General features: G+C 73.3%; 19 protein-coding genes and 1 riboswitch. Of the genes, 10 read left to right on the top strand and 9 right to left on the bottom strand.

Features of this window, described 5'->3' with window-relative positions:
• The first annotated feature begins 122 nt into the window (after positions 1 to 122).
• The 5 genes from DQ237_RS02040 (at position 123) to DQ237_RS02020 (ending at position 5,247) form a co-directional block, all read left to right on the top strand.
• Positions 123 to 1,607: an NAD(P)/FAD-dependent oxidoreductase gene (locus DQ237_RS02040; protein WP_113796599.1), complete on the top strand. Its 1,485-nt coding sequence runs from the start codon at positions 123 to 125 to the stop codon at positions 1,605 to 1,607.
• Positions 1,607 to 2,455: an SDR family oxidoreductase gene (locus DQ237_RS02035; protein ID WP_113796596.1), complete on the top strand. Its 849-nt coding sequence runs from the start codon at positions 1,607 to 1,609 to the stop codon at positions 2,453 to 2,455. The genes DQ237_RS02040 and DQ237_RS02035 overlap by 1 nt, the downstream gene beginning before the upstream one ends.
• A 4-nt stretch (positions 2,456 to 2,459) precedes the next feature.
• Positions 2,460 to 3,098, top strand: a complete 639-nt coding sequence (locus DQ237_RS02030) for a methyltransferase (RefSeq protein WP_113797414.1) — start codon at positions 2,460 to 2,462, stop codon at positions 3,096 to 3,098.
• 133 nt (positions 3,099 to 3,231) lie between these two features.
• Positions 3,232 to 3,379: riboswitch (cyclic di-AMP (ydaO/yuaA leader) on the top strand.
• A 197-nt stretch (positions 3,380 to 3,576) separates the two neighbouring features.
• Positions 3,577 to 4,353: a transglycosylase SLT domain-containing protein gene (locus DQ237_RS02025; RefSeq protein ID WP_113796594.1), complete on the top strand. Its 777-nt coding sequence runs from the start codon at positions 3,577 to 3,579 to the stop codon at positions 4,351 to 4,353.
• A gap of 159 nt (positions 4,354 to 4,512) precedes the next feature.
• Complete coding sequence (locus DQ237_RS02020) at positions 4,513 to 5,247, top strand: DUF72 domain-containing protein (RefSeq protein WP_113796592.1); 735 nt, start codon at positions 4,513 to 4,515, stop codon at positions 5,245 to 5,247.
• A 1-nt stretch (position 5,248) separates the two neighbouring features.
• Here DQ237_RS02020 and DQ237_RS02015 read toward each other — a convergent pair whose 3' ends face one another.
• Positions 5,249 to 6,430: a glycoside hydrolase family 3 protein gene (locus DQ237_RS02015; protein WP_166509453.1), complete on the bottom strand. Its 1,182-nt coding sequence runs from the start codon at positions 6,428 to 6,430 to the stop codon at positions 5,249 to 5,251.
• A gap of 115 nt (positions 6,431 to 6,545) precedes the next feature.
• Here DQ237_RS02015 and DQ237_RS02010 point away from each other — a divergent pair, with 115 nt between their 5' ends.
• Positions 6,546 to 6,953: a hypothetical protein gene (locus DQ237_RS02010; RefSeq protein ID WP_113797412.1), complete on the top strand. Its 408-nt coding sequence runs from the start codon at positions 6,546 to 6,548 to the stop codon at positions 6,951 to 6,953.
• 27 nt (positions 6,954 to 6,980) lie between these two features.
• On the opposite strand, the gene DQ237_RS02005 is transcribed toward DQ237_RS02010, so the two are convergent.
• The 3 genes from DQ237_RS02005 to DQ237_RS01995 are packed head-to-tail and all read right to left on the bottom strand — an operon-like array spanning position 6,981 to position 10,587.
• Positions 6,981 to 7,721: an SDR family NAD(P)-dependent oxidoreductase gene (locus DQ237_RS02005; RefSeq protein ID WP_113796588.1), complete on the bottom strand. Its 741-nt coding sequence runs from the start codon at positions 7,719 to 7,721 to the stop codon at positions 6,981 to 6,983.
• Positions 7,718 to 9,841 (bottom strand): SDR family NAD(P)-dependent oxidoreductase, encoded by a 2,124-nt coding sequence (locus DQ237_RS02000; protein WP_113796586.1) that lies wholly within the window; start codon positions 9,839 to 9,841, stop codon positions 7,718 to 7,720. Before DQ237_RS02000 ends, DQ237_RS02005 begins: the two co-directional genes overlap by 4 nt.
• A 47-nt stretch (positions 9,842 to 9,888) precedes the next feature.
• Positions 9,889 to 10,587, bottom strand: coding sequence for a TetR/AcrR family transcriptional regulator (locus tag DQ237_RS01995; protein WP_205730032.1), 699 nt, complete (start codon positions 10,585 to 10,587; stop codon positions 9,889 to 9,891).
• Positions 10,588 to 10,639: 52 nt separating this feature from the next.
• Between DQ237_RS01995 and DQ237_RS01990 the strand changes: the two genes are divergently transcribed.
• Positions 10,640 to 12,034, top strand: coding sequence for an MFS transporter (locus tag DQ237_RS01990; RefSeq protein WP_113796584.1), 1,395 nt, complete (start codon positions 10,640 to 10,642; stop codon positions 12,032 to 12,034).
• Positions 12,035 to 12,043: 9 nt separating this feature from the next.
• Here the strand turns inward: DQ237_RS01990 and DQ237_RS01985 are convergent, their stop codons facing one another.
• Positions 12,044 to 12,481 (bottom strand): hypothetical protein, encoded by a 438-nt coding sequence (locus tag DQ237_RS01985; RefSeq protein WP_113796582.1) that lies wholly within the window; start codon positions 12,479 to 12,481, stop codon positions 12,044 to 12,046.
• Positions 12,482 to 12,657: 176 nt separating this feature from the next.
• Positions 12,658 to 13,377 (bottom strand): GAF and ANTAR domain-containing protein, encoded by a 720-nt coding sequence (locus DQ237_RS01980; protein ID WP_240619335.1) that lies wholly within the window; start codon positions 13,375 to 13,377, stop codon positions 12,658 to 12,660.
• A 359-nt stretch (positions 13,378 to 13,736) separates the two neighbouring features.
• Between DQ237_RS01980 and DQ237_RS01975 the strand changes: the two genes are divergently transcribed.
• Entirely contained in the window at positions 13,737 to 14,453 is a 717-nt protein-coding gene (locus tag DQ237_RS01975; RefSeq protein ID WP_240619334.1) for a GAF and ANTAR domain-containing protein, read from the top strand.
• Positions 14,454 to 14,460: 7 nt separating this feature from the next.
• On the opposite strand, the gene DQ237_RS01970 is transcribed toward DQ237_RS01975, so the two are convergent.
• Genes DQ237_RS01970 through DQ237_RS01960 form a run of 3 tightly spaced genes read right to left on the bottom strand, consistent with a single transcriptional unit; the run spans position 14,461 to position 18,333 of the window.
• A complete protein-coding gene (locus tag DQ237_RS01970; protein WP_113796578.1) occupies positions 14,461 to 15,303 on the bottom strand; it encodes an MEDS domain-containing protein in 843 nt (280 codons plus the stop codon).
• Between the two features lie 58 nt (positions 15,304 to 15,361).
• Entirely contained in the window at positions 15,362 to 16,774 is a 1,413-nt protein-coding gene (gene pntB, locus DQ237_RS01965; RefSeq protein WP_113796576.1) for a Re/Si-specific NAD(P)(+) transhydrogenase subunit beta, read from the bottom strand.
• Entirely contained in the window at positions 16,771 to 18,333 is a 1,563-nt protein-coding gene (locus DQ237_RS01960; protein ID WP_113796574.1) for a Re/Si-specific NAD(P)(+) transhydrogenase subunit alpha, read from the bottom strand. The genes pntB and DQ237_RS01960 overlap by 4 nt, the downstream gene beginning before the upstream one ends.
• Before the next feature lie 309 nt (positions 18,334 to 18,642).
• Between DQ237_RS01960 and DQ237_RS01955 the strand changes: the two genes are divergently transcribed.
• On the top strand, positions 18,643 to 20,718 hold the full coding sequence (locus DQ237_RS01955) for a bifunctional diguanylate cyclase/phosphodiesterase (protein ID WP_240619333.1): 2,076 nt from the start codon (positions 18,643 to 18,645) through the stop codon (positions 20,716 to 20,718).
• A complete protein-coding gene (locus DQ237_RS01950; RefSeq protein ID WP_240619332.1) occupies positions 20,715 to 21,551 on the top strand; it encodes an HDOD domain-containing protein in 837 nt (278 codons plus the stop codon). The genes DQ237_RS01955 and DQ237_RS01950 overlap by 4 nt, the downstream gene beginning before the upstream one ends.
• Positions 21,552 to 21,565 lie beyond the last annotated feature (14 nt).

Raw genomic sequence — 21,565 nt, 5'->3', positions numbered from 1 at the left:
GCGTAACTCGACACCTCGTTGACTCGTTCGACAGTGCGTCGATAGCGTCGTCGGCGCAGAGTCCTGCGACAGGCGACGACCCAGCCCGGCGCCGCCGGACGAGCCAACCGTGGAGAGCGCACATGACGAGCGAGCACCTCGACGTCCTGGTGGTCGGAGCCGGCCTGTCCGGCATCGGAGCCGCCTGCCACCTCGAGACCGAGCGACCCGGCACCACGTACGCCGTGCTGGAGTCCCGGGCTGCGATGGGCGGCACGTGGGACCTGTTCCGCTACCCGGGCATCCGGTCGGACTCCGACATGTTCACGCTGGGCTACTCCTTCCGGCCGTGGAAGGAGTCGAAGTCCATCGCCGACGGCGCCGACATCCGCCGCTACATCGAGGACACCGCCCGCGAGTTCGGCGTCACCGACAAGATCCGCTACCACCGCCGCGTCGTGTCCGCGGACTGGTCGAGCGACGAGAGCCGGTGGACGGTCACCGTCGAGCGCACCGACACCGGCGGCACCGAGACGCTCACCTGCTCCTGGCTGCACACCTGCGCCGGCTACTACCGCTACGACGAGGGCTTCCGCCCGACCTTCGAGGGCGAGGAGCGCTTCGGCGGTCAGCTCATCCACCCGCAGCACTGGCCGGAGGACCTCGACCTCACGGGCAAGAAGGTGGTCGTCATCGGCAGCGGCGCCACCGCCGTCACGCTCGTGCCCAACCTGGCCGACCAGGCCGAGAAGGTCACGATGCTCCAGCGAACCCCCAGCTACATCCTGTCGCTGCCCGGTCGCGACCCCCTGGCCAAGGCGCTCAAGAAGCGGCTGCCGGACAAGGTCACCTATCCGATCGTGCGCTGGAAGAACGTGCTCACCTCCACGGCGCTCTACCAGCTCAGCCGGCGTCGTCCCGCCATGGTGCGGTCGCTGATCCGCCGGCTGACCGAGAAGCAGCTGCCCGGCTTCGACGTCGACACGCACTTCAACCCGCCGTACAACCCGTGGGACCAGCGGCTGTGCCTGGTGCCCGACGGCGACCTGTTCCGGACCCTGCGCAATGGCAAGGCCGACATCGTCACCGACCGGATCGCGTCGTTCACCGAGAACGGGATCCAGCTCGAGTCCGGTGCGCACCTCGACGCCGACGTGATCGTCACGGCGACCGGGCTGAACCTGCTGCCCGCCGGCGGGATGACGTTGTTCCTGGACGGCGAGCAGGTCGACCTGGCCGAGACCGTCTCCTACAAGGGCATGATGCTCTCCGGGGTTCCCAACTTCTCGATGGTCATCGGTTACACCAACGCCTCCTGGACGCTCAAGGCCGACCTGGTCAACCGGTACGTCTGCCGGCTCCTGGACCACCTCGACCGGAACGGCTACGTCTCCGCGACGCCGGTGGCCCCGCCGGAGGGCGCCGACGCGCCGTTCCTCGATCTCGCCTCGGGGTACGTCCAGCGCAGTCTGAGCGGTCTGCCCAAGCAGGGTGGGCGCACCCCGTGGCGGCTGCACCAGAACTACATCCTCGACGTGCGCATGATGAAGCGCGGATCGCTGGAGGACGAGGGCATGACCTTCCAGAAGCGGACCTCGGTCCCCGCCGGCGCCGGGGCGGTGGCCTGATGGAGGAGTACCGGTTCGCGGGCGGCACCGCCGTCGTCACCGGGGCGGCCAGCGGCATCGGGGAGGCGCTCGCGATCGACCTGGCCCGGCGGGGGAGCCACCTGGTGCTGGTCGACCGGGACGCCGAGCGGCTCGACGCCGTGGCGGGCCGGATCCGTGGTCAGCACCCGGCGCTGCGGGTCGCCACGCACGTCGTCGACCTCTCCGACGAGAAGGCCACCTCGGTGCTCGCCGAGACCCTGGTCGCCGAGCACCCGGAGACGACGCTGCTGGTGAACAACGCCGGCGTGGCGCTGGGCGGGCGCTTCGACCAGGTCACCCTCGAGGAGTTCGACTGGGTGATGGCGATCAACTTCTCCGCCGTCGTCCGGCTCACCCACGCGATGCTCCCGGTGCTCAAGAAGAACCGGGGCTCGCACGTCGTCAACGTCTCCAGCGTCTTCGGCATCTTCGCGCCGGCCGGGCAGGCGGCGTACTCGGCGAGCAAGTTCGCCGTCCGCGGGTTCAGCGAGTCGCTGCGGCACGAGCTCGCCCAGGACGGCGTCGGCGTCACCGTGGTCCACCCGGGCGGCATCCGCACCCGTATCGCCGAGACCGCACGCACCGGCTCCGGGGTGTCGGTCGAGGAGTACGAGGAGGGGCGCAAGCAGTTCGCCAAGCTGCTGCGGATGCCCCCGGCGGACGCCGCGGCGCAGATCGTCGAGGCGATCCAGAAGCGCCGGCCGCGCCTGCTCATCGGCTGGAGCGCCAAGGTGCCCGACGTGCTCGTGCGGCTGATGCCCGGCCGGTACTGGGGGCTGATCGCCCGGGGTGCCGGCGGCTCGGCGGCGGGTCGCCGCGCAGACTGACCGCGTGCCCGCCGTCCCCCCGGAGTTCATCCGCGCCCACACCCGCCCGGTCCGCCCGGAGCTGGTGCCCGAGGTGGAGCTGCTGATCGCGGCCGACGTCGTCGCCCTGTGGGAGGCGATGGAGACCGAGCAGGGGCGCACCTCGACCGATCCGCCGTTCTGGGCCGCGGCATGGCCGGGCGGGCAGGCGCTCGCCCGCTACCTGCTGGACAACCGGGAGCTGGTGGCGGGCAAGCAGGTGCTCGATCTCGGTGCCGGCAGCGGACTGGTCGCCGTGGCCGCGGTGCTCGCCGGGGCGTCCGGCGTGCTGGCCAGCGACATCGACCCGTTCGCGCTGACCGCGATCACGGTGAACGCCGAGCGCAACGGCGCCGAGGGGATCACGCCGGTCGGGGACGTCCTGGGCGGGGAACCGCCCGCGGTGGCGCTCGTCGTGGCCGGCGACGTCTGCTACGACCGGGAGATGACCGGGCGCGTGCTGCCCTTCCTCGAGGCCGCCCGCGCCCGCGGGGCGGAGGTGCTGATCGGGGACCCGGGGCGGGTCTACCTGCCCGAGGACCGGCTGCGGTCACTGGCCGCCTACGACGTGCGCGACACCGAGGGTCCCGACGTCCGGCGCACCACTGTCTGGACGCTGCCCTGAACCCGACGCGACTCGTCTCACAGTCCGGTAGTTCTGCCCGGGGGATTGTCACGAACGGATAACGGTGGTTACCGTGGCTGGGCCCGGCCGGTCCACCACTCCCCATCCCGGGGAGGTCCACCGGGCGCCGCCGAATCGCCCGCTGCCGTCGTGCCGCGGGGGAGCCGGGGACCCACCGCAGTACTGGGGTGAATCCTGTGCCGGGCGCCAGCCGGGCACGGGTAGGGCTACTTCTGAGCCCGAATCCGTCAGCTAACTCGGTAGGCGGCCGGACAGGAGAAACGGAGTACCGCCGCATGGCGAGCCTGCGGGCCCACCTTGCACGGAACCGCAGCCGGTACGGAGCCTCGCGCGCGCCTTCCCCGCGCTGAGCGCCCGGGCGCACCGCCGCCCGCCCCCGCTGCCACTCGACCACTTCGCAGCCGTCCCGCCGCATCGGCCGGACCGCCGCGCCTGCACCTGGAGCAGTTCCCCTCTCATGAACCTTCGTCACACCTCCCTGACCCGTGCCGTGCGCCCGACCACCGGCAACCGCCGGTCCCGGCTGCAGGCCCGCCGCCCGGCGCTCCTGCTCGCGGTCGCCGCGGCCGGCGGTCTCATGGTCAACGTCATCACGGCCAACGAGCCGGCCGCCCAGGCGGAGCCGCAGCTGGCCTCGGTCAGCGTCGCCGAGCAGCTGGGCATCACCGAGCAGGCCCCCGCCGCGGAGGACCCCGCGACCGCCGTCGACTCGCTGGGCCAGTTGGCCGCCAGCCGCAGCGAGCGGCAGGCCGACCAGGACGCCGCCGCTCAGGCGCAGGCCGCCGCCGACCAGGCCGAGCTGGACCGCCGCGCCGCCGAGGAGGCCGCCCGCAAGGCCGCCGAGGAGGAGGCCGCCCGAGCCGAGGCTGCGAAGGCCGCCGAGGCCGCCGAGGCCGCCGCCGCCGCCCGGCCGGGGCGCGGCACGAGCGCTCCGGTCGCCGCCGCCGGTTCCTACCAGGACTACGCGATGAGCAAGCTCGGCGGGAGCGGCTCGGAGTTCCGCTGCCTCGAGAACCTCTGGGGCAAGGAGAGCGGCTGGAACCCCAACGCGCAGAACCCGTCGAGCACCGCCTACGGCATCCCGCAGTTCCTCGACTCGACGTGGAAGAGCACCGGGATCGCCAAGACCTCCGACGGCTACCGGCAGATCGACGCCGGGCTGATCTACATCGACAGCCGCTACGGCTCCCCGTGCGGCGCGTGGTCGCACAGCCAGTCCACCGGCTGGTACTAGAAGGACCCCGTCCTCCTCACCCTTCGCACGCTCAGGGTGAGCCTCTGGACGGGGCCGTTCCATCTGGTCACCGGGGGCCGATTCCATCCGGTTACCGGCGGCCGTTCCATCCGGTTACCGGGGGCCGGTTCCGTCCCGTCACCAGGGGGCCGTTCCAGCATGTCGTCCGGGGTGCACGTCGGGACGTCGGGGTGGAGCTACGACCACTGGGACGGCGTGCTGTTCCCGGCCGGTACGCCGGCTCGGAACCGGCTCGAGCACTACGTGCGGCGCTTCGGCACCGTCGAGCTCAACGCGAGCTTCTACCGCTGGCCCCGGGACGCCTCGTTCGCGAGCTGGCGGCGGCGCCTGCCGCAGGGGTTCCAGCTGTCTGTGAAGGCGCCCCGCGGGCTCACGCACGCCAAGAAGCTGTACGCGCCGGAGGCGTGGATCGCCCGCATGGCCTCGGCCTGGCACGAGCTCGGTGACCGCCGCGCGGTCCTGCTCCTGCAACTGCACCCCGCGCACCAGCGGGACGACGTCCGGCTGGCCTACGTGCTGGACCGGCTGCCGTCCTGGATGCGGGTGGCGGTCGAGTTCCGCCATCCCAGCTGGCACCACGACGACGTCTTCGCCCTCCTCGAACGCCACGGTGCGGCGTACTGCGTCATGAGCGGCGCCGGCCTGCCGTGCGTGCTGCGCGCGACCGCACCGTTGGTCTACGTCCGCCTGCACGGGCCGGATGACCAGCACCTCTACGCCGGCTCCTACTCCGAGGACGACCTGCGCTGGTGGGCCGACCGGGTGGGGGAGTGGCGGGCGGACGGGCGCGAGGTCTTCGTGTACTTCAACAACGACGGCCACGGCCACGCCGTCCGCAACGCCGAGCGGCTGCGCGAGCTCACCGGCGGCTGAGTCAGTCGAGGAGGCCGGCCTCGGCCTTCGCCGTGAGGGTGGTCCGCACGGCGTCGTCGACGACGCCTGCGAAGGCCGGGTCCTGCTCGGCGCGGGTCGCCACCGCATCGATCATCTCCGGCACCGGCTCCCCGTCCACGGTGAGGACCAGCGTGCCCCCGGCCTCCAGGAAGCGGACGGCCCGCTCGCCCGGCGGGACGTCCTCGACGGCATCGGCGTTGGCCAGGTCGTCGGAGATGACGACACCGTCGAAGCCCAGCCGCTCCCGGAGCAGCCCGGTGACGACCGGACGGGAGAAGGCGGCCTGGTTGGCCGGGTCGAGCTGCGGATAGACCGCGCTGGACATCATGACGAACGGCTCGGCGGAACTGCGGCCCAACGCCCCGGCGAACGCACCGACCTGCTCGTCCTCCGGGCCGGTCACCGGGTCGACCACGGTCGTGCTGGTGTCGGTGTTGGCCTGCACGCGACCCAGCCCCGGGAAGTGCTTGAGGGTGGGGACGACGCCCCGGCTGGCCAGCCCGTCGGCGAGGGAGGTGACCGCGTCGGCGACGTCGGTCCCGGTGCTGCCGTACTGCCGGTCCACCGACCCGATCGGTTCGTTGCCCGACTCGGTGCCGGCCGGGACCACGTCGGCCACCGGTGCCAGGTTGACGTTGAGCCCTGCTGCATGCAGCTGCTCGCCGAGCCGCTCGCCCAGCGCCCGGAGTGCGGGGTCGGGCAGCCGGCCCTGCTCGACGGCGGTCGGCAGCCGTTCGAAGCCGGGGCCCTTGAAGGTCTGCACCAGACCGCCCTCCTGGTCGGCGGCGACCCAGAGCCCCGGCCCGGACGCGGCCTCCTGCCAGGCGGTCGTGCGGGCGGCCAGCTCGTCGGCCGGGGCGGTGGTCCGCCCGTGCAGGAAGACGCCGCCCACCCCCTCGCGGACGACGGCGTCGCCGCTGTCGAGGTCCTCCAGCGGAACGCCGGCGACGAACAGCTGCGCGACGCGCTCGCGCAACGCCATGCCGCGCAGGGCGGCGTCGACCCGGTCGCCGGACGTCGGCGTCGCCTGCGGGGACGACGGCTCCGAGGCCGCCGACGCCGTGGCCGAGGCGGTCCGGGTCTGCGTGGAACCGCATCCGGCGAGGGTGACGGCCAGCGTCAGGGACGCGAGGGCGGGCAGCAGCGGACCGCGGATGTGCACGGCTCTCCCAGGGGCAGGTCGGAGGGGGTCCGCTCCCGATGTTCCCGGCGTCCGGCGATGGCATGCGTGGGTCGCCCTGCCTAAGGTCGGGGCAGCGACGGACGAAGGGGGAAGCATGACCGAGGGCGACAACGGTGACCGCTCCGCCGCGCACGGTGGTCTGGTGGGCCGGTCCATCGACGAGTTCGTCAACCAGCTCCGCGGGTTCAGCGATCGCGCCCGGTCGCTGGCCGGGGCGGTCCCGCAGAAGCTGAACCTGCCGGCCCTGCCGAGCCCGCCAGGGGCCATGTCGGCGGCGCAGCTGCGGGCGGTGAAGGACATGGTGACGGCTCAGCGCAGCTCCATGGCCGCCGTGCGCGCCCAGCTGGACGCCTTCGACCAGCAGCTGGCGGTGTTCGAGCGGGTCCTCGACCCGCTGGTGGAGTGGAGCTCCACGTGGGCCCGGCTGGAGGAGGCGGTGGGCGACTTCGTGCGCACCGGCGAGCGGCGGCCCGACGGCGCGGGGGACCAGCCGCCCGCCTGAACGCGGCCGGTCGTCGCTGGGAGCGGTTCAGCTCGGGTCCCGGTGCACCACCTGCGCCGACACCTGGTCGCGGGCCAGCACCAGCATCGAGTCGACGTTCACGTGCGCCGGCATCGAGGCCACCCAGCGCACGCATTCGGCCACGTCGTCGGCGGTCAGCGGCGTCATCCCCCGGTAGACGGCGTCGGCGCGCTCGGCGTCGCCGTCGAAGCGCACCAGCGAGAACTCGGTGCGCACCAGGCCGGGATCGATCTCGGTGACGCGCACCGGCCGGCCGAGCAGCTCGATCCGCAGCACCCGGGTCAGCGCCGCCACCGCGTGCTTCGCGGCGTTGTAGCCGGCGCCACCGGCGTAGGGCTCGCGTGCGGCGATCGAGCCGACGTTGAGCACCAGCCCGTCGCCGGAGGCCACCAGCTTCGGCAGCAGCGCCTTGGTCACCCGCAGCGTGCCCAGCACGTTGGTCTCGTGCATCCAGCGCCAGGCGTCCTCGTCGGCGTCGGCGACCGGGTCGGCGCCCTTCGCTCCGCCCGCGTTGTTGACCAGGACGTCGCAGCGCGGCACCTGCGCCGCGAAGGCGGTGACCGACCGCGGATCGGTGACGTCCAGGGGCAGCGCCTCGCCGCCGCACGAGGCGGCCACCTCCTCCAGCGCGTCCAGCCGACGGGCACCGAGCACGACGCGGTACCCGTCGCCGGCGAGCGCTCGCGCCGTGGCCGCCCCGATCCCGCTGGACGCCCCGGTGACGACGGCGACGCGGCGGTCGGTCACGCCTGGCCGCCGTGCCGCCGCAGGATGCCGCGGGCGAGGCGGGCACCGGCGAAGTCCCCGGCCGCCACCCGCTGGGCGACCGTCCTCGTCACCATCCGGTCGGCCAGTGCCGGCGCGTGCCGGGCCACCGCCATCTCCAGACGCCCTCGCCGCGTCGTCGCGAGGTCGCGGGGAGCCTTCGCCGCGGTCAGCGCCCTCTCCACCGCGTCGACGACCCCGGCCAGGGGCTCGGGCCGCGAGACCTTGTCCAGCGAGAGCCCTGCCCGCCGGGTGCTGTCGTGGATGGGGCTGCGCACCATGCTCGGGTAGACCGTGGTGACGCCGACGTGCGTGCCCACCTCCAGCCGCAGCGCGTCCGCGTAGGCCGCCAGCGCCCGCTTCGAGACCCCGTAGGCGGCCGCCAGCGGGAGCGGCAGCACGGCCATGCGTGAGGCGATGAACACGACCCGGCCGCGGGCGGCCTCCAGGTGCGGCATGGCCGCGGCGGTCACCCGCCAGGCTCCGAGCAGGTTGAGCTCCAGCTGGGCGTGCACCTCCTCGTCCGGCGCGAACTCCGCCGGCGCCGGGCCACCACGGCCGGCGTTGTTCACCAGCGCGTCGATGCCGCCCAGCAGTTCCACGGCCTGCTCCACCGATGCCGCCACCGACCCGGCCGAGGTGAGGTCGCAGGCGAGGACCGGGAAGGGGAGGTCGTCCCGGGCCACCAGGTCCAGCCCCAGGACCGAGGCCCCGTGTGCGGTGAACCGCGCGCCCAGCGCGCGGCCGAACGTACCGGCACCTCCGGTGACGACGATCCGCCGTCCGGCCAGGGCCTCGCTGCCCGCCTCCTCCAGCTCCCTGCCGACCAGACGCAGGTAGGCGTCGATGTCCAGCCGCATGTGCGGGCGCCGGTCGCCCCAGCGCGCACGTACCGCGGCCAGCTCGGCCTCTGCGGCGACCCGCGCCTCGGCAGGCTCCGGCACCGGGTGGCGGCCGGTCAGGTGCGCGGCCAGGAGCCTGGACTGGGCCTCGACCACGGGCAGTGCCGAGCCGGTCGACTGCATGAGCCCGATGAAGCTGTGCGAGCGGTCCTCGATCGGGAAGACGTGCCGGTACAGCAGCAGGCAGGACGGGTCGCCGACGACGTCGTCGTCGAGGAAGGGGACGACGGCGCGGTAGCCGGTTGCCCAGATGATCACGTCGACCTCGTCGGAGGTGCCGTCGGAGAACTCCACCCGCTCGCCGGCGAACCGGCTGATCCCGGGCCGGGCGAGGATCTTCCCCTGGGCGACCAGCGCCGGCACCCGGTCGCTGAGCGTCGGGTGGTCCTGCAGCAGGCCCTGCGCGGGGGGCGGCAGCGACGGCCCGGCGGGCAGCGGGGCGGCGAACCGCAGCATCGTCTGCGACACGGCCTGCCGCACCTTCCACGGCAGCAGTGCGGCGAGCGCGCCGTTGAGCTGGTCCGAGGGCTTGCCCAGCAGCCGCTTCGGCACGATCCACACGCCCCGCCGGGCCGACAGGAGCACGCGGTCGGCGACGCCGACCAGCTCGGCGGAGATGTCCATCGCCGAGTTGCCGGTGCCGACCACGAGCACCCGCTTGCCCGCGTAGGGGGCGGGGGAGAGGTAGTCGTGCGCGTGCTCCTGCACCCCGGCGAACTGCCCCGGGTAGGGCGGCGAGGGCAGCTTCGGCTCGGTGTTGTGCCCGTTGGCGACGACGAGGTGGTCGAAGCGCTCCGTCGTCGTCCCGTCGGGGCCGGTGGCGGTGATCGTCCAGCCCGCGCCGTCGCGGCGGGCGGCGTCGACCGTCGTCCCGAAGCGGTAGGCGCCGGTCACGCCGAACCGGTCGGCGTAGCCCTGCAGGTAGGAGACCAGCTGAGCGCGGCTCGGGTAGTCCGGCCACTCCGCAGGCATGGGGAAGTCGGCGAACTGGGTGCGCGGCTTGCTGGTGTTGAGGGTCAGCCCCTCGTAGGCCGCGGTGCCCTCGTCGATCCGCCAGAGCCCGCCGAGCTCGGCCGCCCGCTCGAAGCCGACGACGGGGACGTCCGCCTCCAGCAGTGCCTTGACCGCGGCGATGCCCGCGGCGCCACCGCCGACGACGGCGGTGCGGGGGAGCGGGCGCTCGGGAACGGGACGGGCCATCGTTCGTCTCCTTCAATCCAACGGACGATGGATAAAACCACGTCGAGTCACGAAGGGGAAGCCGGTCGGTCCGGATACAGGCGGTCGATGAAGCGGTGCGCGAAGGCCCGGAACTCCCGGCGCTCGCGCCCTGCGGCGACCGGATCGCGGGCGATGGCCGACAGGCTGGTCACGTGACCGTGCGCGGCCCAGACCAGGCTGCGCACCGTGACGTGCGGGGTCGGCTCGACGATCAGCCCGCGGCCGGCCGCGGTCAGCAGCGCGTCCTCGATGCGGGAGTAGATCGGCAGCGCGTACGCCTCGTCCAGCGCCGTGGCCGCAGCCGGGTCCAGCCAGCGGCGCAGCCAGAGGAACGTGGTCTCGGGGTGCTCCTCGAGGAAGGTGGCGAAGGCGTCGATGAGGGCGTGCAGCGCACCGACGAACTGGTCGCGGTCCCCGGTGGCCAGCGCGGTGGCCAGGCGCTCGACCTCGGCGTCCAGCGCGTCCCGCTCGGCCGAGAACACCGCGGCGAAGCAGGCCTCGTAGAGCGCCGTCTTCGTCGGGAAGTGGTGGTGCACGCTCGAGACGTCGATGCCCACCCGCTCCGCGATGTCGCGGACGGCGACGCCCTCCACCCCCCGCTCGGCGAACAGCGCGGTCGCCGCCTCCAGCACGCGCTCGCGGGTCGGCCGGGCGCCGGCGTCGCGCCGCGGGCGGCCCGGGCCCCGGCGGGCCGGCGGGGTCTTCTCGCTCTCGGTCTTCCTCACGCCGTCCAGTGTGGCTACCATCACGCCCCACAATCAAGCGAGGAGAGGATTGATGAGCGTGCTCACCACCCCGGCCGGGGCAGGCGCGGCCGACGGGCCGGTCGCCCGGTCCACGCTGGTCCGGTACGCCCTGGGCTCGGCCGGCATGGGCGTCTACGTGACGGTGCCCGGGCTGCTGCTGCTCTACTTCCTCACCGACACCCTCGGCGTCTCCCCGTGGCTGGCCGGGCTCACCCTGCTGGTGCCCAAGATCGTCGACGTCGTACTGCACCCGTTCGTGGGCACCCTGTCCGACACCGACCGACGCCGGCGCGGCACCCGGGTGCGGCTGCTGCTCGTGGGCTGCCTGCTCGGTCCGGCGTTCCTCGCGACCTTCGCCGTGCCCGGGGCGGTCGCGGACTCCGAGTACCTCGCCGCGCTGTGGGTGGGCGGCTGGTTCGTCCTCGGCAACACGCTGTTCGCCGGCTACCAGGTGCCCTACCTGGCCACGCCCACGGACGTGGCGGTGGGCTACGACGAGCGCACCCGGATCATGAGCTTCCGGATGATCGTGCTGACCGTCGGCATCCTGGTCTCCGGTGCCCTCGCCCCGTTGCTGGCCGACGAGGACAGCGGCGTGGGCGGCTACGTGGTCATGGCCGCCGCGCTCGGCGCGTTCATGCTGGTCTTCCAGGTGGTCGGCGTCGGCGGCGTGCGCCGGCTCGCCCCCGCCACCGCGCCCGTGACCGCCCCGGAGGCGCACCGGCCCGCCCGCGCGGCGCTCACCGAGTCGGTCAGCGTGCTGAGGGCCAACCCGTCGTTCCGGATCCTCGTCACGAGCTACCTGCTGATGTCCACCACGACGCACCTCGTCCTGGCCGGGCTGCCGTACTTCGCCGAGTACGAGCTGGACCGGCCGGCCTTCACGACCGTGCTCATGGCCGCCTTCATGGCGCCTGCCCTGCTCACCACCCCGCTGTGGTTCCGGCTCTCCCGGTCCCGGGGCAAGCAGCGGTGCCTGCTCGCGGCGCAGGCGCTGTTCGTGGCCGGCTCGCTGGTGCTGCTGGTCGGCGCGCGGCTCGGGCTGGTCGTCGTGGTGCTGGCGACGCTCGCCCTCGGCGTCGCCTTCGCCGGGCTGCAGCTGTTCCCCTTCTCCATGGTGCCCGACACCGTGCGCGCGGGCGGCGAGACCGAGCTGGCCCGCGCCGGCGCCTACACCGGCGTCTGGACCGCCACCGAGGCGGTCGGGGCGGCGGCCGGGCCCTACCTCTACTCGGCAGCGCTCGCGCTCGGCGGCTTCGTCGCCAGCACCGCCGGCGAGGACGTCGTGCAGACCGAAGGAGCCCGGCTGGCCGTACTCCTGGGCTTCACCGTGATCTCCGCCGTCGTCATGGGGCTGGCTCTGCTCTCGCAGCGGCGCTACCGCCTCGACGGCGCGGCGCAGCGAGAGCCCGCCCCCGTGGCCTGACGGGGTCGGTCACCAGCCGTCGTCCTCCTCGCCGTCCCGGGGGCGGCGGCGGAGCAGGCCGGTCACGGAGCCGACCCGGGTCTGGGCCTGCCGCAGCCCGTGGATCAGCGGCATGAGGTCGTCGTGGATCCGGCGCAGCGTCTCCGGCACGGTGTCGACGGCGGGGTCGTCGAGCACCCGACCGACGCGCTCCAGGCCCGGCTTCAGGGCGCGCACCGGCTCCTCCAGCTCGTCGACCAGCGACTCCAGCCGCTCGGCCATGCGCTGGGCCGAGGTGATCGTCTCGCGTGCAGAGGTGACCGCCTCGGTGAGCTGCCGGACGGCGCCGTTGAGGTCCGAGAGCGTGCGCGGCAGCTGGGCGAGCGCCTCGGTCTGGGTCTGCAGGAGGGTAAGCAGCTCCCCGAACCCGGGGATGCGGGGCAGCCCGAGGCCGCGGAAGGGGTCCACGGAGCCACCGTCGGCCGCCGGGGTCCGGGACGCAACCCGGCGTACCCGTCGGGGCGATCCAGCGGCCGCTGCTTCGACCGCTGGATCTGGGTCCCCCGGACCGCCGGCGCTCCGGGGGCCGTGGCAGGGGGGGTGCCCACCGCCCGGTGGGTGCACGCCTCCCGGCCGGACCGGGTTCAGGTGAGGTCGAGGTCTCCGGTGTGGACGACCTGGGTGGCCACGTCGCGCAGCTTGACGTTGCGCTCCATCGACAGCCGGGCGAGCACCTGGAAGGCCTGGTCGGCCGTGACCTTGAAGCGCTCCATGAGGATGCCCTTGGCCTGGTCGATGACCGCGCGCGACCGGAGCGCCGCCTCCAGGTGGTCGGCGCGCTCCACGGCGGTCTCGTACAGGTACACGTTGGACACCGGGCCGACCGCGTAGGCGGCCAACCGGGACACGAGGCTGCGGGTGCGCTCGTCGGCGGCGCCCGCGTGCCGGGAGTAGACGTTCAACCCGCCGGACACGAGCTCCTGGGCGGGCAGGGGGTAGGAGAACACGCTCCCCACCCCGCGGCTCGCCGCCGCTGCCGCGAACTCCGGCCAGTCCGGGTCGGTGCCGGTGTCGGGGATGCCTGCCGGCCTCCCGGTGGAGGCAGCCTGGAGGCAGGGGCCCGCCCCCAGCCGGTACTGGAGCTCGTCCAGCTCGACGGCGAGCTGCTCGCTGCCGGCCACGGTGGCGGGCCGGCCCTCGGTCAGGATGGTGACCGAGGCCAGCGGCCGGCCGGGCAGCACCCGCGTGGCCAGCTCGGTCACCTTGCCCAGCACCGACTCCAGCGAGTGCTCGGCGAAGGAGAGCTGCCCGAGCTCGTCGAGAGCCGGGTGGACGACGTCGGATCCGTCGTCGGGCGGTGTCACGCGTCTTCTCCGTCTGGTCGTGCACCGGACAGCACTGCCGGCGGGAGCGGACGACCACGGTGGTTCCAGGGTCGCTCCGGTCGCGGGCCCGAGGGACCCGCCGCGCGCCGGCTGTGTGACGCGCTCGTCGTGGTCGAGCATAGTCACCCGGATCCGGTGGCTGTGTCGTGACCTGCGACGGCGTGCCGGTGCCGCGGAGCGGACCGCGCCCTGGCGTCGGCGCGCTACCGTGGCGGTAGCTCGCGTGGGCACACGTCACGAGGGACCGGTCGGACGCGCCGCCCGCTCGTGCCGGTCCGTCGGACACCACGACCTGAGCCGGGGGTGCCTCCGGGTCGCAACCGATCCCGGAGGCCGGCGTGGCCCACGACCCTTCCCCCCTGCTCCCCGGAGCCGCTCTCGACCAGCTCGGCCGGATGCGGCTCGGTGAGCACTCGATGAGCTCGGTCCTCGATGCCGTGGTCTCCCTGGTGCAGCAGAGCCTCCCGGGCGACACCGAGGCGTCGGTGACCCTGCTGCGGAACGGCACGGCGGTCACCGCCGCGTACAGCGGCGACCTGGCCCGCGGGCTGGACGAGAACCAGTACGAACGGGGCGAGGGGCCGTGCCTGCTCGCCGCGGCGGAGGGCCGTCCGGTCGAAGTCCCCGACACCGCCGCGGACGACCGCTGGCCGGACTACCTCGCGCTCGTCCGGGAGAGCGGCTGCCGAGGCCTGATGTCGCTGCCCTTCCCGGTGCACGAGCAGCTCGGCGGTGGGCTCAACGTCTACGCCCGCGAGGCCGGGGCGATCGACGAGGCGGCCCGCGGGTTCGCGGAGCGCTTCGCGGAGTACGCGGCCGTGGTGGCCGGCAACATGCTCGCCTACGAGCAGGCCCGCGACCACGCCAGGAACCTGGAGCTGGCGCTGGAGTCCCGCGCCGTCATCGACCAGGCCAAGGGGATCCTCATGGAGCGGTTCAGGCTGACCGCCGACCAGGCCTTCCAGGCGCTGGCACGGCTGTCGATGGAGACGAACACCAAGGTGCGGGCGGTGGCCCAGCGGGTCGTGGAGTCGGGCGAGCTGCCGCGACGCTGAGGCCGGCTCAGGCGGCGGCGGCGAACTGCACCGGAGCCCACGCGTCCAGGCCCATGGCCGGCCACATGCGCCGCAGGAGCGCGGTGGCGTTCCACAGCTGCACCCGACCGCCGTCCTGGGCGGCGGCACGGGCCCACGCGGCGAGCACGCGGCAGGCGGCGACGTCGGCGAAGTCCAGTTCCGAGAGGTCCAGGGAGCGGGTGCCCGCCGGGATCGGGGAGACGTCCAGGATGCGGGCCAGCCGGTCCGCGCCCAGCGTGTCGACGTCACCGGACAGCGCCAGCCGGCCGCGGTCGAAGAAGACGCGGAAGGGCACGGCCCCGTCGGGGGCGTGCACCGCGGGGTGCACGGCGGCGATGTCGGTCACGGCCGCCGGCGAGGCGTCCGCGCGGTAGGCGCACATGGCCGACATGCCGGCGTCGGAGCCGATGAACTGGTCGGCGTGGTGCTCCCAGCGGGCCAGCTCGCGAGCGTGCCCGGGGTCCCCGGCCAGCGAGCTCAGCTCGGCGAGGACCCGCAGCCCGGTGTACCCGTCGGTGCGGGCGCGGCGGCTGGCCGTGTCGTAGAACGCTCGCTGCTTCTCGGCGGTGAAGCCACCGGCCCCCACGTACGCCTCGTCGGGGGTGAGCACGACCAGCGTCCCGGCCGCGACCAGGCGGTCGACGTCGTCCAGACCGAGGTGCTCCACGAGATCCACGCCGACGCACAGCAGGCGCTCACCGCGGGCCAGACCGCCGGCGAGGAAGCGGGTGCCGACGGCATGCAGCTCGGCATCGTCCCGGTACACCCAGCACACGTGGTCGTGTGCCTCCGCTCCGGCAACCTCGCCCACCAGTCCGTGACCGCGCACGCACCGAGCGTAGCGTCTCCTGCCGTACCGGAACAGGGCCGTTCGGCCCGGATCCGGATCAGAGCGCGCGGAGGATGTCCTCCACCCGCTCGCGGGCGTCGCCGAAGAGCATCCGGCTGTTCTCGCGGAAGAACAGCGGGTTCTGGACCCCGGCGTACCCGGTGTTCATCGACCGCTTGAACACCACGACCCGCTCGGCCTCCCACACCCGCAGCACCGGCATCCCGGCGATCGGGCTGCCCGGGTCCTCGGCGGCCGCGGGGTTCACCGTGTCGTTCGCCCCGATGACCAGGACGACGGAGGTCTCGGCGAGGTCGTCGTTGATCTCGTCCATCTCGAGGACGACGTCGTAGGGCACCTTCGCCTCCGCCAGCAGCACGTTCATGTGCCCGGGGAGGCGCCCGGCGACCGGGTGGATGCCGAAGCGCACCTCCACCCCGCGCTCGGTGAGCCTGCGGGTGAGGTCGGCGACCGCGCCCTGCGCCTGGGCGACGGCCATGCCGTAGCCCGGGGTGATGACGACGGACTTCGCGTCGCGGAGCAGCTCGGCGGTCTCCTCCGCGCTGATCTCCGTGTGCTCGCCGTAGTCGACGTCGGAGGAGGCCGCGCTGCCCTCGTTGCCGAACCCTCCGGCGATGACCGACAGGAAGGAGCGGTTCATCGCCTTGCACATGATGTAGGAGAGGTAGGCACCCGAGGAGCCCACGAGGGCGCCGGTGATGATCAGCAGGTCGTTGCCCAGCAGGAAGCCCGAGGCGGCCGCCGCCCAGCCGGAGTAGCTGTTGAGCATCGAGACCACGACCGGCATGTCACCACCGCCGATGGAGGCGACCAGGTGCCAGCCCAGCGCCAGGGCCAGCACGGTCACCACCGAGAGCACCAGCAGGTTCGGCTCGACGACGAAGACGACGGTGAGGACGGCGAACAGCGCCAGCGCGCCCAGGTTCAGCCTGTTGCGCCCGGGCAGCATGAGCGGGTTGCTCTTGATCCGCGCCGACAGCTTCAGGAAGGCGACGATCGACCCGGTGAAGGTGACCGCGCCGATGAAGACGCCGATGACGACCTCGGCCGAGTGGATGCCGATCAGGTCCGAGGAGACCTCGGTCTGGGCGTCGAGGTCGGCCTCCACCGAGAGGTAGCCGTTCCAGCCGACCAGCACGGCGGCCAGGCCCACGAAGCTGTGCAGCAGGGCGATCAGCTCGGGCATTCCGGTCATCTCGACCACCCGTGCCCGCCAGATGCCGATCGCCGCGCCGATGACGACGGCGACCACCAGCAGGGCGGCTCCGGTCCCGGAGATGCCGTGGTCGGCGGCCAGGCCGATGGTGGCCAGCAGGGCGACGGCCATGCCGGCCATGCCGTAGGCGTTGCCCGTCTTCGCCGTCTCGTGCTTGGAGAGGCCGGCCAGGCTGAGGATGAACAGCAGCCCGGCGACGACGTAGGCCGCGGCGGCGGCGCTGGTGGCGGTCATCGGGCGGCACCCTTCTGGCCGGGGCCGCGGGTGAACATGGCGAGCATCCGCCGGGTCACCGCGAAGCCGCCGAAGACGTTGATGCTGGCCAGCAGGATCGCGACGAAGGCCAGCGCGGTCACCACGGCGTCGTCGTGACCGATCTGCAGCAGCGCGCCGACCACGATGATCCCGGAGATCGCGTTGGTGACGCTCATCAGCGGGGTGTGCAGTGCGTGGTGCACGTGCCCGATGACGTAGAAGCCGATGACGACGGCGAGCGCGAACACCGTGAGGTGCTGGATCAGCTCGTCGGGCGAGAGCGCCGTGACGAGGAACAGCACCGCCGCGCCCACCCCGACCAGGGCGAACCGGCGCCCGGGCCTGGGCGGCTCCGGTGGGGGAGCGGGCTCCTTCGCGGCCGGGGGAGCCGCGGCCGGAGCCGGCGCGGCCGAGACCTGCACCGGCGGCGGGGGCCAGGTCTTCTCGCCCTCGTGCACGACGGTGATCGACCGCTGGACGACGTCCTCGAGGTCGAGGACCAGCCGGCCGTCCTTCTCGGGGGTCAGCAGCTTCAGCAGGTTGACCAGGTTCGTGCCGTAGAGCTGGGAGGCCTGGGCCGGCAGCCGGGCGGGCAGGTCGGTGTACCCGATGATCGAGACGCCGTTGTCGGTCACCACGACCTCGTCGGGCACCGAGCCGGTCACGTTCCCGCCCTGTGCCGCCGCCATGTCGACGATCACGCTGCCCGACCGCATCGAGGCCACCATCTCCTCGGTGATCAGCCGCGGTGCCGGCTTCCCGGGGATGAGGGCAGTGGTGATGATGATGTCGACGTCACCCGCCTGCTCGGCGTACATCTCCGCCGCGCGCCGGTTGAAGTCCTCGCCCATCTCGCGCGCGTAGCCGTCGGCGCTGGCCTCCTGCTCGCCGGCCGGCACCGCGACGTACTCACCACCCAGGGAGCGCACCTGCTCGGCGACCTCGGGCCGGACGTCGGTGGCGCGCACGATCGCGCCCAGGCTGCTGGCCGCGCCGATGGCCGCGAGCCCTGCGACACCGGCGCCGGCGACGAGCACCTTCGCCGGGGGGACCTTGCCGGCGGCGGTCACCTGCCCGGTGAAGAAGCGGCCGAAGACGTGCGCGGCCTCCACGACGGCGCGGTAGCCGGCGATGTTGGCCATCGAGCTGAGCACGTCCATCGACTGGGCGCGGGAGATGCGGGGCACGGCGTCCATGGCCAGCGCGGTGATCGGCCGCTGGGCCAGTGCCTCGACCAGCTCCGGGTTGAACGCCGGGCTCAGCAGCCCGATGAGCGTGGCGCCGTCCCGGAGCCGTGGCAGCTCCTCGACCGCGGGTGCGTTCACCCGCAGCACGACGTCGGCCCCCCACGCCTCCTCGGCGGTACCGACCCGCGCGCCCGCAGCCGCGTACGCGTCGTCGGGGAAGCTGCTCGCCGCCCCCGCGCCGCTCTCCACCACGACGTCGTAGCCCAGACCGACCAGCTTCTCGACCGTGGCCGGCGTGGCCGCCACCCGTGTCTCGCGGGCGCGCGTCTCGCGCGGGACTCCGATGTGCATCGTGGCGCTCCATTCCTCGGCGGTCAGGCCTCGTCGCCTGCTGCCAGTGGTGGGGTCGTGCGCGGTGCTCGGTGGATCGATGGGATCTTGCCCCGTCGCGGGCCGTGACGACGGGTGTCGGGCCGAATGTGAGGGACCCCACGCCCCATGGGGTGTCCGCCGTTCGAGGGGTCACGGCTCGTGCTCCCGCCCTCCCCCCAAGGGGGGAACCGGCGCGCGCTCGGGTGAAAGGGGCGGGGAGACCCGGCCGAAGACACCCGTGCAGACGTCGAACAGCCGGCGTCGACCGAGCGAAGCGAGGGGAGGACCGTGAGCGTCACCATCAGCGTGCCCGACGGCGAGCGCGTGCCGCCGGAGATCGTCTCGTCGGTCTTCTACAGCGCCACCGTGAGCGACAGCCTCGCGCTGGTCGTGGCCGAGACCGTGGGCAGCCGCTCCCGCATCACGTGGGGCAACGTCGGCGCCGTCGAGCTGCTCGGCTACGGCCTGGACGACCTGCGCGCCCTGCCCGTGGACCACCTCTTCCCGACCCTCGGCGGCGGGGAGCTCAAGCTGCTGCTCCGGCGGGAGCGCGCCGCCCGGATGACCCTGCCGGTGCGCACCGCCAGCGGGGCGACGGTCGAGGCCCAGGTGACCACCACCCCCTCGCCGTCCGGCCGCATGTGGACCATCCGCATGGTCTCCACGACCAGCGAGCAGGAACGTGCCCTGCGGGCCACCGCCGACGCGCACGAGCGCCGCTTCTCCACCCTGACCGAGCGCTCGCCGGTGCCGACGCTCCTCTCCGAGCAGGGCATGCGCCTGGCGCACGTCAACGACGCCTTCTGCACCCTCGTGGGCCGGCGCGCCGAGCAGCTGCTCGGCACCGGCTGGATCGACACCGTCCACCCCGACGACCTCGACACGGTGATCGAGCAGGTCTCCGCGGCGCTGGACGGCGAGGAGGTCGAGACGCAGGCCCGCCTCATGCGCGAGGACGGGACGGTGCGGACGACGATCATCCGGTTCGCCCACCTGTTCACGCCCGGCGTCGGCGCCGGCTTCGTCGGCACGATCGAGGACATCACCGACCGGCTGGCCTTCGAGGCCAAGCTCGCCCACCAGGCCAACCACGACCCGCTGACCGGCCTGCCCAACCGCACCCTGCTGGCCCAGTACGTGGCCGGGCGGTTCACGCCCGGTTCCAGCGGGCTGGCCTGCCTCTTCCTCGACCTGGACAACTTCAAGGTCGTCAACGACTCCCTCGGGCACACCGCCGGCGACGAGCTGCTCACCGAGGTCGCCTACCGGCTGCGCGCCGTCGTGCGCCCCGGTGACCTCGTGGCCCGGTTCGGCGGCGACGAGTTCGTCGTGGTCTGCGAGAGCGTGGACCAGGGAGCGGCGGTCGCACTCGCCGAGCGCATCTCCGTCGAGCTCGCCCGCCCGGTGCGGCTGGGCGGGGTGGACGTGCGGCCCTACGCCAGCGTCGGCGTCACCGTCCAGACCGACGAGCACGCCAGCGCGGAGGAACTGATCCGCGACTGCGACATCGCCATGTACCAGGCCAAGGCCGGCGGCAAGGGGCGGATCACCGTCCTGGACCAGCGCGCCCGCGAGCAGGCGCGCGACAAGCTGCGGCTGGTGGCGGAGCTGCGCGACGCCATCGAGCGCCGCGACATCACGCTGATGTACCAGCCGATCTTCAGCACGGCCGACGGCAGCCCCGTCGCCGTCGAGTCGCTGGCCCGCTGGGAGCACGCCGAGCGCGGCATGATCAGCCCCGCCGTCTTCGTCCCGCTCGCGGAGGAGAGCGGCCTGATCGCCGGTCTCGGTCTGCTGGTCCTGGACGAGACCTGCCGGCAGCTCGCCGAGTGGGACCGGCTCATGGGCTGGGCCGCGCCGGCCCGGGCGAACGTCAACGTCTCGGCGCTCCAGCTCGACGCCAACCTGCCGCCCCAGGTCGGCGCGGCGCTCGAGCGGCACGGCCTGAGCCCGTCGCGGATCTCCATCGAGATCACCGAGTCGGCGCTGATGAAGGACCCCGACTCCGCGCGCGAGATCCTCCACCAGCTGCGCGAGATCGGCGTCGAGCTGGCGATCGACGACTTCGGCACCGGCTACTCGTCGCTGGCCTACCTGCGGCACCTCCCGGTGAACTGCCTCAAGGTGGACCGCTCCTTCGTGGCCGAGCTCGCCCACGGGCACACCGAGATCGCCTCCGCCGTCATCGCACTCGCCCGGAGCCTGAACCTCAGCACCGTGGCCGAGGGCGTCGAGACCCCCGAGCAGGCTGCGGAGCTCACCCGCATGGGAGTCACCTACCTGCAGGGCTTCAGCCTCAGCCAGCCCCTCACCGGGGGGCACGCCGCCGCCTGGTTCGCCGCCCATGGAGACCGCACCCGATGACCGTCACCCCGCTGCCGGCCCGCACCGAGCCGGCACCCGTGTTCGACCTGGAGAAGGTGCTCGCCAGCATCGACACCATGGCCGCCCAGCGGCCGGTCGCCGCGCAGATCGTCTCCGTGGCCAACCAGGACGACACCAGCGCCAAGGTGCTGTCGCGGATCCTCGCCTCCGACGTCGCCCTGGCCAGCCGGGTGATGAAGCTGGCCAACTCCGCCTACTTCGGCATGCGCGGCCGGGTCACCTCGCTGCAGTTCGCCGTCACCGTCGTCGGGTTCACCACGGTGCGCACGATGGCCACGGTGGCGCTCACCGAGCTGGACGACGAGTCGCGCCTGCCGGAGAACTTCTGGGACGTCACGACCAGCCTGGCGCTCGCTTCCTCCGCCCTGGCCCCGCGCTTCGGCGAGCGGCCCCAGGACGCGCTCTGCCTGGGACTGCTCGCGCAGATGGGCACGGCGCTGCTGCACCACAACGACCCCGAGGGCTACGCCGAGCTGAGCGCCGAGCACCCCGACCTCTCCGAGCGCCGGGTCGCCGAGCTGCGCCGCTACGGCATCAACAGCCTGCGGCTGACCGCCGTGGCGCTGGAGCAGTGGGGCTTCCCGCACAGCATGACCGGCCGGCTCAACCAGGTCGACGACCTCACCTCGATGGAGGGCGGTCTGCTCCGCTCGGCGTTCGAGGTCGCGGCCCGGCTCAACGTCGAGGACTACGACACCGTCCCGATCGTGCGGCTCAGCTGCGGCCAGCTGCGGGAGGACGACCTGGTGCCGGTGCTGGACCAGGTGCGGGCCGACGCCGACGAGCTGCGCCGCGCCATGCTCGGCGACTGAAGAAGGACCCCTTC

Origin of the sequence: Blastococcus sp. TF02-8 (assembly GCF_003319175.1) — a bacterium.
In the GTDB taxonomy this organism is placed as follows: Bacteria; Actinomycetota; Actinomycetes; order Mycobacteriales; family Geodermatophilaceae; genus Blastococcus.
Note: the sequence above shows the minus strand (reverse complement) of the source record. Positions and strands in the feature narration are given on the sequence as shown.